General features: G+C 53.4%; 18 protein-coding genes. 6 read left to right on the top strand and 12 right to left on the bottom strand.

The annotated features are described in order from the left end of the window. The first annotated feature begins 71 nt into the window (after positions 1–71). A complete protein-coding gene (locus BMY09_RS09100; RefSeq protein WP_091356904.1) occupies positions 72–536 on the top strand; it encodes a TM2 domain-containing protein in 465 nt (154 codons plus the stop codon). Positions 537–597: 61 nt separating this feature from the next. On the opposite strand, the gene BMY09_RS09105 is transcribed toward BMY09_RS09100, so the two are convergent. After that, the gene (locus BMY09_RS09105; RefSeq protein ID WP_091356907.1) at positions 598–1,500 is read right to left on the bottom strand and encodes a LysR family transcriptional regulator; all 903 of its coding nucleotides are present in this window, start codon (positions 1,498–1,500) and stop codon (positions 598–600) included. Positions 1,501–1,648: 148 nt separating this feature from the next. Between BMY09_RS09105 and speB the strand changes: the two genes are divergently transcribed. Then, positions 1,649–2,593 (top strand): agmatinase, encoded by a 945-nt coding sequence (gene speB / locus BMY09_RS09110; RefSeq protein ID WP_091356909.1) that lies wholly within the window; start codon positions 1,649–1,651, stop codon positions 2,591–2,593. Between the two features lie 64 nt (positions 2,594–2,657). Here the strand turns inward: speB and pdxR are convergent, their stop codons facing one another. Then, complete coding sequence (pdxR, locus tag BMY09_RS09115; RefSeq protein WP_245756537.1) at positions 2,658–4,148, bottom strand: MocR-like pyridoxine biosynthesis transcription factor PdxR; 1,491 nt, start codon at positions 4,146–4,148, stop codon at positions 2,658–2,660. A gap of 100 nt (positions 4,149–4,248) precedes the next feature. On the opposite strand from pdxR, the gene BMY09_RS09120 reads away from it, so the two are divergent. Together BMY09_RS09120 and BMY09_RS09125 are read left to right on the top strand one after the other, a co-directional pair. Beyond that, positions 4,249–4,845, top strand: coding sequence for a pyridoxamine 5'-phosphate oxidase family protein (locus tag BMY09_RS09120; protein ID WP_175483491.1), 597 nt, complete (start codon positions 4,249–4,251; stop codon positions 4,843–4,845). A 66-nt stretch (positions 4,846–4,911) separates the two neighbouring features. Continuing rightward, positions 4,912–5,742 carry a tetratricopeptide repeat protein gene (locus BMY09_RS09125; RefSeq protein ID WP_091356912.1) on the top strand — a complete coding sequence of 277 codons (831 nt, stop codon included), beginning with the start codon at positions 4,912–4,914 and terminating at the stop codon, positions 5,740–5,742. Positions 5,743–5,744: 2 nt separating this feature from the next. Here the strand turns inward: BMY09_RS09125 and BMY09_RS22280 are convergent, their stop codons facing one another. Both BMY09_RS22280 and BMY09_RS09140 read right to left on the bottom strand, forming a co-directional pair. Further along, on the bottom strand, positions 5,745–6,518 hold the full coding sequence (locus tag BMY09_RS22280; RefSeq protein WP_217647413.1) for a hypothetical protein: 774 nt from the start codon (positions 6,516–6,518) through the stop codon (positions 5,745–5,747). A gap of 66 nt (positions 6,519–6,584) precedes the next feature. Beyond that, positions 6,585–7,190 (bottom strand): HD-GYP domain-containing protein, encoded by a 606-nt coding sequence (locus tag BMY09_RS09140; RefSeq protein ID WP_091356920.1) that lies wholly within the window; start codon positions 7,188–7,190, stop codon positions 6,585–6,587. A gap of 141 nt (positions 7,191–7,331) precedes the next feature. Here BMY09_RS09140 and BMY09_RS09145 point away from each other — a divergent pair, with 141 nt between their 5' ends. Beyond that, the gene (locus BMY09_RS09145) at positions 7,332–7,784 is read left to right on the top strand and encodes a hypothetical protein (RefSeq protein ID WP_139203170.1); all 453 of its coding nucleotides are present in this window, start codon (positions 7,332–7,334) and stop codon (positions 7,782–7,784) included. Positions 7,785–7,792: 8 nt separating this feature from the next. Here BMY09_RS09145 and BMY09_RS09150 read toward each other — a convergent pair whose 3' ends face one another. Together BMY09_RS09150 and BMY09_RS09155 are read right to left on the bottom strand one after the other, a co-directional pair. Further along, positions 7,793–8,413, bottom strand: a complete 621-nt coding sequence (locus BMY09_RS09150) for a LysE family translocator (RefSeq protein ID WP_091356924.1) — start codon at positions 8,411–8,413, stop codon at positions 7,793–7,795. A 142-nt stretch (positions 8,414–8,555) separates the two neighbouring features. Further along, positions 8,556–9,242, bottom strand: coding sequence for a TorF family putative porin (locus tag BMY09_RS09155; RefSeq protein WP_091356927.1), 687 nt, complete (start codon positions 9,240–9,242; stop codon positions 8,556–8,558). A gap of 286 nt (positions 9,243–9,528) precedes the next feature. On the opposite strand from BMY09_RS09155, the gene BMY09_RS09160 reads away from it, so the two are divergent. Continuing rightward, positions 9,529–11,013 carry an aldehyde dehydrogenase gene (locus BMY09_RS09160; protein WP_091356929.1) on the top strand — a complete coding sequence of 495 codons (1,485 nt, stop codon included), beginning with the start codon at positions 9,529–9,531 and terminating at the stop codon, positions 11,011–11,013. 104 nt (positions 11,014–11,117) lie between these two features. Here BMY09_RS09160 and BMY09_RS09165 read toward each other — a convergent pair whose 3' ends face one another. The 6 genes from BMY09_RS09165 to BMY09_RS09190 all read right to left on the bottom strand — a co-directional run bounded on the left by BMY09_RS09165 (position 11,118) and on the right by BMY09_RS09190 (position 17,856). Next, a complete protein-coding gene (locus tag BMY09_RS09165) occupies positions 11,118–11,615 on the bottom strand; it encodes an RDD family protein (RefSeq protein ID WP_175483492.1) in 498 nt (165 codons plus the stop codon). 129 nt (positions 11,616–11,744) lie between these two features. After that, positions 11,745–11,972, bottom strand: coding sequence for a formate dehydrogenase subunit delta (locus BMY09_RS09170; RefSeq protein ID WP_091356934.1), 228 nt, complete (start codon positions 11,970–11,972; stop codon positions 11,745–11,747). Between the two features lie 2 nt (positions 11,973–11,974). Continuing rightward, positions 11,975–12,850 (bottom strand): formate dehydrogenase accessory sulfurtransferase FdhD, encoded by an 876-nt coding sequence (gene fdhD, locus BMY09_RS09175; RefSeq protein ID WP_091356936.1) that lies wholly within the window; start codon positions 12,848–12,850, stop codon positions 11,975–11,977. A gap of 1 nt (position 12,851) precedes the next feature. Further along, positions 12,852–15,752, bottom strand: a complete 2,901-nt coding sequence (gene fdhF, locus BMY09_RS09180) for a formate dehydrogenase subunit alpha (RefSeq protein WP_091356939.1) — start codon at positions 15,750–15,752, stop codon at positions 12,852–12,854. A gap of 2 nt (positions 15,753–15,754) precedes the next feature. Further along, positions 15,755–17,365 (bottom strand): formate dehydrogenase beta subunit, encoded by a 1,611-nt coding sequence (locus BMY09_RS09185; protein WP_091356942.1) that lies wholly within the window; start codon positions 17,363–17,365, stop codon positions 15,755–15,757. Beyond that, positions 17,365–17,856, bottom strand: a complete 492-nt coding sequence (locus tag BMY09_RS09190) for a formate dehydrogenase subunit gamma (RefSeq protein ID WP_091356944.1) — start codon at positions 17,854–17,856, stop codon at positions 17,365–17,367. Before BMY09_RS09190 ends, BMY09_RS09185 begins: the two co-directional genes overlap by 1 nt. Positions 17,857–17,881 lie beyond the last annotated feature (25 nt).

The following is a 17,881-nucleotide window of genomic DNA, read 5'->3' on the forward strand; positions in this document are numbered from 1 at the left end:
TTTTTGTTTAGCCTCATTGACTGATATCCTAACGGCGATTTTTCTATTTTACTGAAAGGACATGAATAGACATGGACAGTAATATTTATAGCACTCCCGAAGCCAACGTTGAGAAAGATACGGTGTTTTGTCGTGAGTGTGGCGAGAAAATAGCGAAGACTGCTGTTAGCTGTCCTCAGTGCAGTGCTACTCAAAATCTCGGTGGGAAAAGTAAAGTTGCGGCTGGCCTGTTAGCGATTTTTATTGGCGGCTTCGGGATTCATCGTTTCTATCTGGGACAGTGGTGGGGGATCTTTTATCTGCTGTTTTTCTGGACCTGGATTCCGGGCATTATCTCGTTGGTTGAGGGCATTGTCTTTTTGTGTACCTCAGAACAGTCCTGGACCAAGAAATATGGCAACACCAAAGGCGCATCGGCACTGGTGCTGGTGCTTGTCTCGGTGCTGGTTATTATTCCGGTTATTGGTATTGTGGCGGCTATTGCACTGCCTGCGTATCAGGATTACGTACACCGGGCCGAGATGCTGCAGCAGTAACGATAAATTCATATCAGCACAGCTGTTCGTTTCGGGTAATCAGGGATTGCTGCAGTCTTTGTTACTGCTGTAACTGTTCCAGCAGCCACTTCAGCCCCGGATCGTTGGAGTAGAGCGGGTGGTGCAGACTAACCATCTCGATTTCCGGCATCCCTGGTGGAGGCGTTATCAGCCTGACGGGTAGCATCTGGGCAAACAGCAGTGCCATCTGTCGCGGCAGCGTCATCACCGCGTCGGTGGCTGCAACGATGCGGGCACCCGCCATATAGTTAACGGTGCAGGCGATAAAGTTTCGCTGCCGTTGTTGTTGCGCCAGCCACTGGTCAATCTGGTCTGAGCTGACTCCGGCCAGATCGGAAAATATCACGTGGTTCAACTGACAATACTGTTCCAGAGATAGGTGTTGATCCACCTGGGTATTGTCTTCAGCAATCAGACAGGCAAGGGGTTCTGTGTGCCAGGACCGGCTGATCAGTTGCGGGTCAACCGGCTGTTTGCTGTCCAGTCCGACAATCAGATCCAGCTCGCGGTTTTCCAGCTGTTTCAGATTACCATCCTGACGAATAACCTCGATCTGAATACGGATGCCGGGTGCAGTGAGCTGCAGATTCTGCATCAGCGGTGGCAGGATCAGCGCCTCAAAGAAGTCGGTGCTGGCGATGGTGAAGCAGCGATCAGAACTGGATGGATCAAAGGGGGCCGGGGGGCTGAGACTGTGCTCAATCATGCGGATCGCCTGGCGAATCTCTGGCAGCATGGCGGTTGCCCGGGGGGTGGGCTTCAGGCCGTTACCGGAGCGTACCAGTAATGGGTCATCCAACTGCTGTCTCAGCCGGTTGAGGGCGTGGCTCATGGCTGACTGACTGAGGAACATCCGCTCTGCAGCCCGACTGACATGGCACTCTGTCAGCAACGCTTCCAATAGCAGTAACAGGTTAAGGTCAAACTGGCGTAGCGGCTTCATCGGCGTGGTCTTTATAGTCGATCGTTATATTCGACCTTGATAGTCGGTCTGATATTAATTGCATGCATGTAGTTATTATAACTATGCATTTCAATAATTATAGTCGCAATAGTAAGCTGGTCCGAGTTAACTATTTGAGGGTTGAGGAATGTCTGATACAGCAACGACGACGGGTAATGCGGATCTGCCGATCTATGGTTCACTGGGAATGACCTTTATGGAGTTTCCGGTGGTGAGTGATCTGAATGCTTCTGATGCGGAAGTCATCGTGGCCGGCGTGCCGTTTGATCTGGCGACATCGGGACGTTCCGGTGCCCGCTTCGGGCCGCTGGGTGTGCGTCAGGCATCAACGCAGCTGATCTGGGAAGGGGCTCGCTGGCCCTGGCAGTTTGCTTTGGATGACCACCTGAAAGTGGCCGACTCCGGCAATGTGCTGTTTAAGCATGGTGAGCCTCAGACCATGGTGGACAATCTGGAAGGGCATATCAGCGCAATCCTTGCTGCGGGTAAATCATCCCTGACCTTTGGTGGTGATCACTTTATTACCCTGCCGGTATTGCGCGCCTATGCTAAAAAACATGGTCCACTGGCACTGATCCATTTTGATGCGCATACCGATACCTATTCCGGCGGTACCCAATATGATCACGGTACGCTGTTTCATCACGCCGTTGAAGAGGGGTTGCTGGATACGGAACATTCGATTCAGATCGGTATCCGTACTGTCTATGATGTCGAGGGACACCCCTTTGAAGTGCTCGATGCTGCCTGGGTTGGCGATCATGGGCCGCAGGGAATTCTGGAGCGAATCCATGCCCGGGTGGGTGACAAAAAAACCTATGTCAGTTTTGATATTGATGGCCTTGATCCCGCTTTTGCGCCGGGTACGGGAACACCGGTTTCCGGTGGGATGAATATGGATTGCGCCCTGAAAGTGATTCGTGGACTGCAGGGGCTGAATCTGGTGGGGATGGATGTGGTTGAAGTGGCGCCGGCCTATGACCACGCCGAGATCACTTCGCTGGCCGGGGCAACCCTGGCTCTGGAATATCTCTATGTGCTGGCTGCGAATAAGATGGCTGCGAATAAGTAGAGTTCGCTATCTGCACGTTTGAACTCTCTGTATCGGCTGCATTCCTGCGTGGGTGCGGCCTTTTTTAGCTTTTCAGATGATGCTCCAGAATCGGTTTCAGCAGGGCTAATCCGGCGTCTATCCGGGCTTCATCATAACCGCCAAAACCGATAACCAGCCCGCTGCGGGCGGGTTGTTTATCATAATAATAAGACAGTGGCCGGATGCCCAATCCCACTTTCATAGTCTGTTCAACAATTGTTTTGTCATCAACGCCGGGGGGCAGCAGAAAAACCCCATGCATTCCGCCATCACTGGCTTCCCATACCAACTGATCGTTAAATAGTTGTGTTACCTGCTGCAACAGATAGCTGCGTCGGGTTTTATAGAGTTTACGCATCCGTCTGAGGTGACTTGAGAATATTCCCCGGGCCATAAAGTCTGCCAGCGCCAGTTGAGGTAACGCTGATAAACCACCATCCATAAACCCGCGCATGCGGTTGAATGGGTCTACCAGTGCCGGCGGCAGAACCAGGTATGCCAGTCGCATAGCCGGGTGGAGAATGCGGCTGAAAGTGCCGGAGTAGATCACGCTGTGTTCGCCATCCAGCCCCTGAAGTGCGGTGAGGGGCGGGCCGTCAAAGCGGAACTCACTGTCGTAGTCATCTTCGATAATGCAACAGCCCTGTTTCCGGGCCCACTCAAGCAGTTGCAGGCGGCGTTCAAGACTGAGGGTATAACCCATCGGAAAGTTGCGTGACGGGGTGATAAAAGCGAGCCGGGCATCCGGCTGGTTGTGCAGGGCGATATCGGTACGAAAACCGTTACGGTCAATGGGAATGGACAGTTTAATTCCGCCAGCGTTGCTGATGGCGCCATCGATACCGGGAAAGCCCGGATCCTCTACCAGCACTTTATCTCCAGGATTGAGCAGCATAGAAAAGGCCAGTTGCATTCCCTGTTGCGAGCCGGAGCAGATCATCACCTGCGCCATATCGCAGTGGATGCCACGGGTCGCAGTGAGGTAGGCGGCGATCTCAGTGCGCAGAGCTGCCTCCCCCATAAAATCACGCTCAGTATGAAACTTCATCTGTCTGCTGGCGTGTGTCACCGAGCGTTGCCACTGTTGCCAGGGAAACTGATCCAGCGCGGGTACTGCGGGGAGCAGCAGTTGCTGCTTGTGCTGCTGGTAGAGTGGCCGTATCTGCTCCAGCTGTTCACTTTTGGCTGAGAGCCTGATCGATCGGGTGTGCGGGCCAGGGGACCGCTGTGTTGTTCTGTGGGACAGTGTGAGTTGGGGGGAAACATAGCTGCCATCGCCATGACGGGTTTCGATATAGCCCTCGGCCTGAAGCATCTCATAAACCTGCTTTACGGTATTGCGCGAGAGACTTAGCAGGTCAGCCAGCTCCCGACTGGAAGGCAGGCGGCTCCCTGAGGGCAGTTCGGCGGACAGAATCCGTTGCTGGATATAGTTAAATAACCCCCGGTAGAGCGGGCGCTGGTTTTTCCCCTGTTCCAGAAACGGGGTAAAGCGCTCTGAGTGGGGTGTTTTATGAGCCAGATACTGTTTCAAATTGGGCCCTAATAATGACTATAAATTGGGTCTTAATAAGATCCACTATAGCGGCTAACCTGTGACTTTCAAACCTACCATTGATAACAAAGGACGAAAGATGAGTGAGATTAAAGTGACTGAGCGCACCCGGGTGAAACGGGGGCGTAAAATCGCGAACTATGACCGGGATACCATCTACAGCATTCTTGATGAGGCCTGGGTGTGTAATATCGGTGTCAGTCGCGATGGTCAGGCGATGGTGCAACCCACCTCTCACTGGCGGATAGGCAATGAACTGTTTTTGCATGGGTCAGTGAAAAACGGTCTGTTTCAGCAGGTGATGAAAGGTGAAACCGCCTGCATTACGCTGTTTTTGCTGGATGGACTGGTATTTGCGCGTTCAGCGTACCATCACTCGGTGAATTTTCGATCGGTCGTAGTCTATGCGAAAGGACGGTTAGTGGAGGACCCCCAGGAAAAACGACAAGCGCTTGATGCGATGCTGGATAAGTACAGTCCTGGCCGTTCAGCGGAAGCCCGTCCGCCCAATAATATTGAGATGAAGGCAACGGCCGTGTTTGCTTTTCCGATAGAGGAGGTGTCAGCCAAAATTAGAGTCGGCGGGCCTAATGAAGAGCCGGAAGATATGGCACTGGATATCTGGGCCGGGGTTAAACCTGTTGTTTCGGTTGTGGGAGAATTGATTCCGGATTAACCAATCCGTTATCAGTAGTGACCGGGTTTCGCCTATACTGCCTGTTATATATACAGGGGGGGCGCAATGGTTTACGACTTGAAACGAACCAATAGTTGGCTGTCTGTTCTCATAGTGGCAATGCTGCTGTCAGGTTGCGCCACTTTTACAGACCTGACCGGAGTAAAGGATAACCCCCAGGCTGCAAAGCAGACATTCAGTCAGGGGCTGGATGTTACTCAGGGCAGAGGCACTGAACAGGATTACCGGCAGGGCGTCACTCTGTTCAGGGAAGCTGCTATGAATGGCTCTGCTGAAGGGGCCTATATGGCAGGGATGTCATATCTGACAGGCAGAGGCGTTGAAACCAGCTTCACAGAGGCTGCTCACTGGCTGGATCTGGCCGCCCGAAAAGATCATCCCGGGGCACTCTATCAACTGGGGGTGCTCTATATGAATGGACGAGGCGTGGATAAAAACCGACTCTGGGCTGGTTTTCTGTTAAGTCGTGCGGCGGATCTGGGGCATCAACAGGCTATTTTTGATCTGGGCGTGGTCTATGCACGGGGGTTGGGGTTGCCGCAAAGCCCGGCGGCAGCCTGGTACTGGTTTTCACAGGCAGAAAAGCGAGGCGTACCACTGGCAACAGAGTTGAAAAATCGGATGTACTCACTGAGCAGTCCGTCTTCCCGCCAGTATATGATGCGGATTATGGCGTACAGTGGCGGTCGTGTGGATCGTTCAACCACCCTGTTTTTACAACTCCGGTTGCAGCAACTGGGCTATGAGTCCGGGACACCCGATGGCATCTGGGGAGTTAAAACCAGCTATGCTTACCGGCGCTTCAGCCGCCAGGAGCTGTTATTGAGTGATCTGGAGATTAACTGGCAGAATCTACAACTGATCAGGGACTTTTAACCTCACACCTGTGAGTCTGTACCGGTTGTTGAGGTCCCGCTATTATCGTCCGGTGTTTCACTGTCCTGCTCGCTATCAGCACCGGGGTCAGTCTCGGTTTCAGGGGCTATACCTAACAGATCGTTCACTGCAGATATCACCTCTTCATTCAGTTCTCTGTTCGCAGCCTGGCCCAAAAAGTTCATGGCCTCCTGTTCCAGGGCCGCACGCTCCTCTTCAGTTGCAGCTGCTCTGGCCGCAGCAACCGTTGCTTCGTACTGGGCAATCAGGCCCACTGCTGAGTTGGGGGCAGCATGGTTTCTGGCCGTTGCCGAGGCGTGGGCAGCATTAAGTCTGCCCAGACTGGCTGCCACCGACTTTTGATTATTGCCCAGCCCTTTTCCATGTCCGAGGCCGTTACTGCCAGCTGTCGCTGACTTTCCCGGGCCGTTGTTGTCATGGCCAAATGCATTCCCATTACCGTGACTACTGCTGGCTGAATTACCATTGCCGCTGCTATTGCCTCCGCCGTTTCCGCCACCGTTTCCACCACCGTTTCCACCACCGTTTCCACCACCGTTTCCACCACCGTTTCCACCACCGTTTCCACCACCGTTTCCGCCGCCGTTTCCACCGCCGTTACCACCGCCGTCTCCGCCCTTGGCGATGGCCTGGTTGCCAAGATTAAACCCAGAGAGTTGTTGGGTGATAAGTGGGGCAAGGGTCAAAGTCAGCGACAGTGTCGATGTTGTTAAAATGGTCAGCAGGTGTTTAGAAAGCGGCGTGTTAGAAGACATAATGGGCGGCCTCATATAGGGATACCTTTAAGCCTAATATGGTTTTTGAGGTGCGACAAATGAATATTATTCTACCCGGTTGTTACTTGTTTCGATAATACGGCAGAAGTGTTTCAACAGGTAGGGGTCGTGCTTGCTGCCTGATTCCCTGTTTATCTGATCAATAATAGCTGAGTGATCACGGCCCACATGGTATGAGCGGGTATAGGCCATGGCATCATAACTGTCAACGATGCTGATAATTCGGGCGCCGACAGGAATGTCTTCACCAGCCAGTTTATCGGGATAGCCGCTGCCATCAAAACATTCATGGTGATGGCGAATAATATGTGCGGTTTGTGAGGCACCATCCAGCTCTGTGGAGAGCACAATCTGTTCGCCAATGGCAGGATGTGTATGCATGACATCCCAGTCATCCTGATCCAGTTTGCCCGGCTTCATGAGGATGCGGTCGGGGATGCCGATTTTACCGATATCGTGAAACCGGGAACTGATACGTAAAGCGCTGATCTGGCCTTCGCAAAGTCCCACCGCTTTGGCGAGTTCGACTGCCAGGGTCTGTACCCGGTCTGAGTGTTCCAGTGTCGGCTGATCCCTGAATCCAAGGGCGATTGCCAGCGCTTTTGTACGGTTCTCCAGTGTCTGGTAGGTAAACTTTTCAGCAGGACTCATAGACGCTCCTTAATGTTTTGTGTAGCCGGTGCTTTGGAGACTGGATTTCGGTTGGTAAACGTGGCGCTATTTTTTTGCTTCATATTTGTTTATCGATCAAAGGACGCTAATCTTGAACTTATAGATAAGGGACTAACAGTCATGCTACAGATTATGAGATTCGGTGCCAGTGGTTTTTTGTTACTGCTTTGCCTCGCAGGCTGCGCATCTGATGGCCATTTCGGCTCACAAAACTACATTGTCGATCTGGACAAGCAATGTTATTGCATTGAGGGTAGCTCAGATTGTCATTTGTTGTCACTGATCAACCCCTCTTTCAGGGAGGACTGGATCGCCGATGCCTATGGGATGCCCAAGCAGTATTACAGCTGGAGTGCCAGTGAGCTGGCAAACCTGTTAATAAACCCGCCGGATAATAGTTATCAGCCGGAGCCCATCGGCGGCGGACAATACCGCTTACCACCGACTTTCGCAACCCATATGGTGTGGGATGTGTTGGCAATGGAATACTTTACGTTATATCGGGACGATGATGGCTTTATGTCAGTACTGGAACTGAGGCCCCAACCACGCCGTTTCTCAGTGCCACACTGAACCACTTGTCAGCCGACTGCCAGCCAGATTCCTACGCCGATCATCAGTGATCCGGCAATCCGGTTCATCAGTTTGACATTACCCCGGTCCAGCAACAGATGACGTAGCGCTTTTCCGCCGCTGGCGTAGATCAGCAAACAGCTGAACTCTAATAGCAAAATCATGGCGATCAGCATCAGTAGCTGCGGTGCCAGCGGCTGCTGCTGGTCGAGAAAGGGGGGCAGTAGTGTGACAAAGAAAGCCCAGCCTTTAGGGTTGGCGATGGCCGTTATAAAACCGTTCAGGGCCAGCTGCAGGTTGCCCTGCTGTTTTACGGCTGCTCCGGGTTCTGGCATCACCAGTTTGCCTTTCGACTGCCACATCTGTACACCCAGCCAGCCGAGATAAGCACCCCCTCCCAGCTTAAGAAAGATAAACGCTTCGGGAAACTGCAACATCAGTGCAGCAACACCAACGGCTGCGGCTGCGGCCACCAGACCAACACCGATCAGTTCGCCCCACATCATGTGCAGGCTGCGGCGTACACCGATCGACATGCCCAGGCTAAGCGCCAGGGTCATACACATGCCGGGGGTGATCGATACAAAGAAAAATGTGGGAATAAACAGGGAGAGTAGAGCGATTGACATCCGTGCCTCGGAACCAGAAGATTAAAGCAGGATTTTACGCCCTGACAGATGAATAAAAAAGGCCACACAGAATATTCTGTGTGGCCCGTATCAGGCAGCAGAAGGGGTTATCTGTACGTGCCTGATTGAGTTTTAGTTCCGCTTAGAACGTGCGTGATACGCTCACTAACAGCGTGTTGTCATTACGGAATGCACCTTTATCAATCTCATCAGCATTATCGATGCTGTTAAACAGATACGCCGCTGACAGATCCAGACCGATAGCAGAACCAGAGATCCCGACAGAGTAGTCCTGATAGTCGTTAATATCGGCTTTGCCCCAGTAATCCCCGGTGCTGTAACCCGCATGAAGATCCAGGCTGACCGCATCAGTGATGCCATAGCTGTAATCCACACTGTAGTACTGAGCGGACTCACCAGTATTGAAGAAATCGTCAGAGTAAGCCATGGTAAAGCCCAGATCGCCGTAATACAGCGCCAGCGCCAGCTCACCATACTCCGCGTCAGTGTTATAGCCGGGGTAGGTATAGAACCCGTAGGAAACGTCGTAGCTCAGATCATCATTAATATCATTGGCAAAGCCAACGTAGTAATCGATCTCCAGCTTGGCATCGTCTTCAAAGTCGACATTGCTACCCCAGATGCCGGCATAAACGCCATTGTCAAAAGCTGCATCCAGGCTGCCCTGAACAGCGGGATCTCCCGCAGACTGTGAAATACCGCGGAAACGGTAATCATTGGTAAATGAAACGGTGCCAGTAACGTCAGCAGCCTGAACTGTCGATGTCAGGGCCATTGCGGCGGCCAGGCCTGTAAAAATCTTCTTCATCGATTTTTCCTGTAATAATTTTTATGGATCTTGATTATCTGCAAATCACGGCATCAGAGGATATACCCAGCTGAGGGTATGCCTTTGTAGGTAGTTTTTTGAGGGTAAGCGGTCAGGTTATCTGTATCGCGGAGTGCTCTGCTGCTGTTCACTCAACTACCCCCTCATACATATAGAGGAACTCAAACGGGAGGGAATATACTGTCAGTAAACCTGTATGGCAGACAGCGCTGAGTCTGTTAGCCCGTTTCTGTCAGCAAACAAGAGATTCTGGAGAAGAGAACCGATGAAAAGCTATTCTGAATGGCAAGCCCTGAGCAAGACTCTGAATTTGCATCATCAGGCTTATATTAATGGTGGATTTCAGTCTGCGGTGAGTGGAGAGACGTTCCCCTGTATCAATCCGGCCACAGAGAAGTTGCTTGCGGATGTATCCAGTTGTGATGTCGCGGATGTGAATATCGCCGTTGCCAATGCCCGTGAAGTTTTCCGTTCCGGCGTATGGTCTGAGATGCATCCCCGGGAACGTAAAAAAGTGATGCTCAGATGGGCCGATCTGGTTGAACAGCACAAAGATGAGTTTGCCCTGCTGGATACCCTGGATATGGGTAAGTCGATCTCTGAAATGGTCAATATCGATGTGCCGGATGCCATCGATTGTATCCGCTGGACCGCAGAAAGTATTGATAAAGTCTATGGTGAGATTGCGCCGACCGGGCATGATACTCTGGCGATGATCCAACATCAGCCGGTGGGGGTGGTGGGAGCAATTACCCCCTGGAACTATCCGCTACTGATGGTTAGCTGGAAGATCGCTCCGGCAATTGCCGCGGGCAACTCGGTGGTACTGAAACCATCAGAAAAGTCTCCGCTGAGCGCATTGCGGCTGGCCGAGCTTGCGGTAGAAGCGGGTATGCCGGCAGGTGTACTGAACGTTCTGCCAGGCTTTGGCCATACCGCTGGTAAAGCGCTGGCGCTGCATATGGATGTCAATGTGCTGGCCTTTACCGGTTCCACCCGGGTGGCCGGTATGCTGATGGGCTATGCCGGTGAGTCCAATATGAAACGGGTCTGGCTTGAAGCTGGCGGTAAGTCACCCAATCTGGTGTTCGCCGATGCGGATATTAAAGCGGCAGCGGCGGCATCTGCAGCGGCCATCTTCTGCAATCAGGGAGAGGTGTGTATCGCCTGTTCCCGTCTCTATGTTGATAAGCGTATCAAGGACGAGTTTGTGGCAGCGCTGGTTGAAGCCGCCGCCCGGTTCCAGCCAGGTGATCCGTTAGACCCTGCAACGACGATGGGGCCAATGGTTGATGCCACCCAGTTGGCAACGGTTGAACGTTATATCCGGTCAGCTCAGGAAGAGGGGGGACAGATGATCATGGGTGGTCTTCCTGAATATCAGGAGGGTAAAGGTTTTTACGCTAAACCGACCATCATTGATGGTGCTAACAACGCGATGACCTTTGTTAAAGAGGAGATCTTTGGGCCGGTACTGGCGGTCTGTGAATTTGAAACTGAAGAGGAAGCGATCGCACTGGCCAATGATTCCGCCTATGGCCTGGGTGCCGCTGTCTGGACCCAGAACCTGTCCCGGGCTCACCGGGTAAGCCGCAAGATCGAAAGCGGCATGGTGTGGGTGAATACCTGGGGTGAGGGTGACACCACCGTGCCCTTTGGCGGGGTGAAGGCATCTGGTAATGGTCGTGATAAATCACTGCACGCACTGGAGAAGTATACCGATATCAAGAATGTTCTGATTCGGTTGTAAAACAGCGGCCAGTGCGCGGCTTCGCCGCTGGCCAGACGTCGCTACGCAACTTGCGAGCTTAAAAAAACCGCCATCTGGCGGTTTTTTTGTAGCGGAATTCAGGGTTAAACTTTTATGACTTTGGTGTTGGCCAACTGGTCATGCAGGCAGCGGTTTTCTTTACTGAAGATAAACACTGAGTCGACGATGCCGATGAATTGTCCGATACCGGGCAACTGACTCACTACAAATAGCGGCAGATAGCGGACCCCAAAGATTTTCCAGAAAGGCAGTAGTTGATTGGTATCGTAATCAACCACCCGGATGTTGAACATTTTTTTAGCGATGGTTTGGCCTGACGTAGCCAGTAGATAGCCATTCAATAGCGCGTAGAACAGCAGTACCAGAGGACTTAAGATAAGGTCTGATGATTCAAACTGCTGACCTCCAATCCGGTCGTATAGACCTAACAGAAACATCGCGGGAACAAAGACAACGAGGATGATAATCGTATCAAGTATCGCCGCCCAGAACCGGGTCCAGCGTCCTGCCAGAACCGTTTCATGCTGTTCGTCCAGCTCTAAATTTGCTTGTGGAGCAGAGTAGATATTTTCATCATTCATAGTGACCATCCCTAGTATGCTATGTGAAATTTGCTACATCAAAGTCTGCCTTAAACTGAGGGTACTGACAATTGAAATTGCTATCTCAGCAGTTTTTCTCCCTGACAGGGGAAGTGAAGCGTTATCTCGCTAACCAGCACTAGCCATAAGACCGATCGCTTTCCTGGCGATAGGGGTTAGCTCATCCCCTCCCTGGTTTAAATATTCAGAGATTTGCGCCTTCATCGACCGTGCCCAGAATTTGGACAGGTGGTTGGCTACCATCTCCGCTTCAGCGTTTTCGTCGCCAATATGGGTGTTATTGGCAGCGATCTGGTTGGCCATGCGGATCAGGCTGGTAAGCTGATGATTTGCCATTGTTATTCCTCGTTATCTCTTGTTGGAGAGAGTCCTGACTGGTTATAGATGACGTGACGGCCGGGTCTGGCAAAACCAATCAGGTTGAGCCCCGCCTGTTTTGCCAGATCCAGTGCCAGGCCGGTGGGGGCTGACACTGCAACCAGCGTACTGATGCCACCACTGGCGGCTTTATGCACCATCTCATAGCTGGCACGGCTGGAGACCAGCACAAACCCCTCACTCAGGGTGGTGTGTTTGCGTTGCAGTGCGCCGAGCAGTTTATCCAGAGCGTTGTGGCGACCGACATCCTCTCTCAGCAATTGGATATTGCCTTCGTTGTCACACCAGGCGGCACCGTGACAGGCACCGGTTATCCCTTGCAGGGGTTGTTTATCCGTCAATCGCCGCAGGGCTGCCTCTATTGCTTCAGGCCCTGGTGCTGGTAATGTGGTAACGGCCTTTACGGGACGGATCGCCTGTTGCAGCGATTCGGCGCCACACAGGCCGCAACCGGTACGACCGGTGAGATTACGGCGACGCTGTTTTAGCTGCATCGAACGCTGTGTGGTAATCGATATCTGAATCTCGATACCGGCTGCCAGACTCTGTGGATCGGCCATCACCAGATCCAGACCGTAGATCTCTTCCGGTTTTTTAATGATCCCTTCACTCAGGCTGAAACCCAGAGCGAAATCTTCCAGATCGCAGGGACTGGCCATCATCACAACATGGGAGATGCCGTTGTAGACCATCGCCACCGGAATCTCCTCGGCGATACTGTCCAGCGCATCCAGCCACTGCCCCTGTTGCCAGCGGGTGACGGCGGATTGCTGATAGCAGCTTTCCACCGTGACCCGGCTTTCGGAGGTGTCTGCCTGGGGTTTCTTCAGCGCCATCTTACTTACCCGCAATAGCAGACTCTTCTGAACGAGGCTCGTTTAAACGGGCTTTGTTCAGATGGCCTAGCTGCTGCTGGTTAAAGTCGCGATAGCGTTGCTGCCAGTCCGATGGTTCGGTGACTTTTACCGCCTGTACAGCAGTGACCTTGTACTCGGGGCAGTTGGTCGCCCAGTCAGAGTTATCGGTGGTGACCACGTTGGCGCCACTGTGAGGATGGTGGAAAGTGGTGTAGACCACCCCCGGTTGCATCCGATCAGAGACTTTTGCCCGCATTACGGTCTCACCGGCACGGCTGGCAATGCCAACCCAGTCGCCATTAGTGATGCCGCGATCTTCTGCGTCCTGCGGATGCAGTTCCAGCACATCGTCATCATGCCAGACCTGATTCTCGGTACGGCGGGTCTGTGCACCCACATTGTACTGTGACAGAATGCGGCCGGTGGTCAGCAGCAGCGGATATTTGCGGGTTGAGCGCTCCTCTGTGGCAACATACTCGGTGATCGCAAAATGACCTTTGCCAATCGGAAAGCTCTCTTCATGCATGGTCGGCGTGCCATCGGGAGCGTCATCATTACAGGGCCACTGAATGCTGCCCAGCTTTTCCAGACGCTCATAACTGACATGGGTAAAGGTTGGCGTCAGTTGAGCGATCTCATCCATGATCTCTGATGGATGGTTGTAGTTCATTGGATAGCCCAGCGCATTGGACAGCGCCTGAGTTACCTCCCAGTCCTGCAGCCCCGCCAGTGGTGGCATCACTTTGCGCACCCGGTTGATACGACGTTCGGCGTTGGTGAAGGTGCCGTCTTTCTCCAGGAAAGAGGAACCCGGCAGGAACACATGGGCATACTTCGCCGTTTCATTGAGGAAGATATCCTGAACCACCAGACATTCCAGTGAGCGTAGCGCCGCCTGAACGTGGTTGGTGTTGGGGTCGGACTGGGCAATATCCTCGCCCTGACAGTACATCCCCTTGTAGGTGCCATCCAGTGCGGCATCGAACATGTTCGGAATCCGCAGACCCGGTTCGTTATCCAGTGTGACGCCCCAGGCCGATTCAAATCGTGCGCGTACGGCATCGTCAGCAACATGCTGATAACCGGGCAGTTCATGGGGGAAAGAGCCCATATCGCAGGAGCCCTGTACGTTATTCTGACCCCGTAACGGGTTAACCCCAACCCCTTCGCGGCCAATATTACCGGTGGCCAGCGCCAGGTTGGCGATACCCATTACCATGCTGGAGCCCTGGCTATGTTCGGTGACCCCCAGACCGTAGTAGATGGCGCCATTCTTCGCGTTAGCGTAGATCCGGGCCGCACTGCGCAGTTCAGCGGCTGGAATGCCGGTGATCGATTCGGTGTTCTCCGGTGAGTGACGTTCTTCGCTGATAAAGTTGCGCCAGGCGTTAAAGGCCTCGGTGTCACAACGTTCGGCGATAAAGGCTTTATCTTCCAGCCCCTCACTCATAATCACGTGCGCCATCGCATTGATAAAGGCGACGTTGCTGCCGGGACGCAGGGTCAGGTGGTGCTGAGTCTGTACATGAGGGCTCTTCACCAGATCGATACGGCGCGGGTCCGCAACAATCAGTTTTGCACCCTGACGCAGCCGTTTCTTCAGCAGAGAGCCAAATACCGGGTGGGCATCGGTGGGGTTAGCACCGATCACCATCACTGCATCGGCCTGCATGACTGAGTCAAAGGTCTGGGTACCGGCGGACTCACCCAGAGTGGTTTTAAGACCGTAACCGGTGGGTGAGTGACACACCCGGGCGCAGGTATCGGTGTTGTTGTTGCCAAATGCAGCCCGGATCAGCTTCTGTACCAGATAGGTCTCTTCATTGGTGCAGCGGGAAGAGGTGATCCCGCCGATGCTTTCGCGGCCATATTTTTCCTGAATACCGCGTAGTTTGGTTGCGGCAAAGCTCAGGGCTTCATCCCAACTGACCTCCTGCCACGGCTGATCGATTGAGTCACGGATCATCGGCTTGGTAATACGGTCTTCATGGGTGGCGTAACCAAAGGCAAAACGCCCCTTAACACAGGAGTGGCCGTGATTCGCCTGACCGCCTTTATAGGGCACCATGCGGATCACTTCGCTGCCTTTCATCTCCGCCTTAAATTGGCAGCCAACACCGCAGTAAGCACAGGTGGTAACGACACTGTGTTCCGGCTGACCCGCTTCAATCACTGATTTTTCCATCAGGGTTGAGGTGGGGCAGGCCTGGACGCAGGCGCCACAGGAGACACACTCAGAATCGAGGAACGGCTGGTCCTGTCCTGGTGATACTTTTGAGTCAAATCCGCGACCATCAATGGTCAGCGCGAAAGTCCCCTGAACCTCTCCGCAGGCGCGTACACAGCGGGAGCAGACGATACATTTACTCGGATCAAAGCTGAAATAGGGGTTGGAGTGGTCTTTTTCTGCCTGCAGGTGGTTATCTCCGCTGAATCCGTAACGCACTTCCCGCAGACCGACTTCACCGGCGACATCCTGCAGTTCACAGTTGCCGTTGGCCGGACAGGTGAGGCAGTCCAGCGGGTGATCGGAGATATACAGCTCCATAATATTGCGGCGCAGTTTACCCAGACGAGGATTCTGAGTGGTGACCTTCATACCGGCTTCTGCCGGTGTGGTGCAGGAGGCCGGAGTACCACGGCGGCCCTCAATTTCGACGGCGCAGATACGGCAGGAGCCAAAGGCTTCCAGATTATCAGAGGCGCACAACTTAGGAATATTGATATCGGCCAGCGCTGCCGCACGCATCACTGAGGTACCTTCGGGCACGGTGATGCAAACACCATCGATCTCCAGCGTGATCAGGTTTTCTGAAACGCTGGCGGGGGTGCCGTAATCTTTGTCAAAATCTTGCTGCTTAGGATTGAAGTACTGAAGCATGATCAGGCCTCCCCATGGTTGTGTGGCGCGGGTTGATTGAAATCCTCAGGGAAGTGCTTCACGGCACTCTGTACCGGGAAGGGGGTCATTCCACCCATGGCACATAAAGAACCGTCGATCATGGTTTCACACAGATCACTGAGTAGTTCCATATTCGATGCACGGTTTTCGTCATTACGGATGCGGTCAATGACCTCAACACCGCGGGTAGAGCCGATGCGACAAGGGGTACATTTACCGCAGGATTCTGCGACACAGAACTCCATTGAGAAACGTGCCTGCTCAGACATATCCACAGTATCGTCAAAGACCACGATACCGCCATGTCCGAGTGCGGCACCGACCGCCTGGAACGATTCATAATCCATCGGCGTATCCCACTGGCTTTCCGGCAGATAAGCACACAGCGGGCCACCCACCTGAACCGCCCGCATCGGACGGCCACTGAAGGTGCCACCGCCATACTCTTCTAACAGCTCCCGCAGGGTGACACCAAAGGCCAGCTCAATCAGTCCGCCGCGTTTGATATTGCCTGCCAACTGGAACGGCAGAGTACCCAGCGAGCGTCCCATACCGAAGTCTGCATAGGCCTGACCGCCCTGGGACAGAATATAGGGGATCGCCGCCAGCGAGAGCACGTTATTAACGATAGTAGGCTGGCCAAACAGGCCGACAATCGCTGGCAGGGGCGGTTTAGCCCGTACCATACCGCGCTTGCCCTCCAGGCTTTCCAGCAGCGACGTCTCTTCGCCGCAGATATACGCTTTAGCGCCCAGACGGACTTCCAGATTGAAGGTTTTACCGCTATTGAGAATGTTGTTGCCGAGAAAACCGGCGGCTTCCGCTTTAGCAATCGCTTCGTTAAGGATCTGGTGTGCCACCGGATATTCTGAACGCAGATAGATATAACCCTGGTCAGCACCCACAGCGAGGCCCGCGATGGTCATCCCCTCAATCAGCATATAGGGATCGGCTTCCATCACCATCCGGTCAGCAAAGGTGCCGGAATCCCCTTCGTCGGCGTTGCAGACGATATATTTTTGCCCCAACTTATCGTTACGAGCTTTGCCCGGGGTCGCATCGAGCACCGTTTGCCATTTGATGCCGGTGGGGAAGGCTGCGCCACCACGGCCACGCAGACCGGAGGTTTTCACCTCATCAACAATTGACTGCCCCTCCATCACCAACGCTTTTTTCAGACCATTAAAACCATCCAGCCGCTGGTAATCCTCCAGTGACACCGGGTCGGTAATACCGGCGCGGGCAAAGGTTAGCCGCTGCTGTTTTTTAAGGTAGGGGATCTCTTCGGTGAGTCCCTGACACAGCGGGTGTGAAGTTTCGCCGCTGAGAAATGCCTGATCAAACAGACTGTCGATATCCTTAGTTTCAACCGGTCCGTAAGCGATTCGTCCGCCAGCGGTTTCAACCTCCACCAGGGGTTCCAGCCAGAACAGGCCCCGGGAGCCGTTGCGGATGATCTCGATGGTTTCGCCACGGTTCTCAGCTTCTGCTGCAATTTCGCAGGCCAGACGATCTGCACCCATGGCCAGCGCTGTAGTGTCCCGGGGGATAAAGATCTTTGTCATTGTATTATTTGTTACTGAACTGGACATCAGTGAACCTCCAGCGTTTGCGAACGCAGCTCATCGACCAACTGATCAAATTTTTCCGGAGTGACCCGGCCGACGATCTCATCATTGATTCGTACTGAGGGAGAGCAGGCGCAGTTACCCAGACAGTAAACCTCTTCCAGCGTGATATTCTGATCGCTGGTGGTGCCGTGATAATCCACCCCCAGAGTTGCCTTGGCATGGGCTTCCAGTTGACGTGCGCCCATCGACTGACAGGCCTCAGCGCGGCAAACCTCAATGGTGTGTTTGCCCGGGGCGGTTGAGCGGAACTGGTGATAAAAACTGATTACGCCGTGGATATCCGCGCGGGACTGATTCAGTGCTTCTGCGATCAGCGGAACAGACTCCGGGGGGATATAGCCCAGTCGGTTCTGGATCTCATGGAGGATCGGTAGCAGGGCTCCGGGTTTATGCTGTAAACCGGAGATGACTTCCCTGACTAGCGGCAACATCTGCTCGTTAACTGCGGTCATTTTTTTATTCTCTTAAACATATGAA

It is taken from the genome of Amphritea atlantica, from assembly GCF_900111095.1.
GTDB classification, from domain to species: domain Bacteria; phylum Pseudomonadota; class Gammaproteobacteria; order Pseudomonadales; family Balneatricaceae; genus Amphritea; species Amphritea atlantica.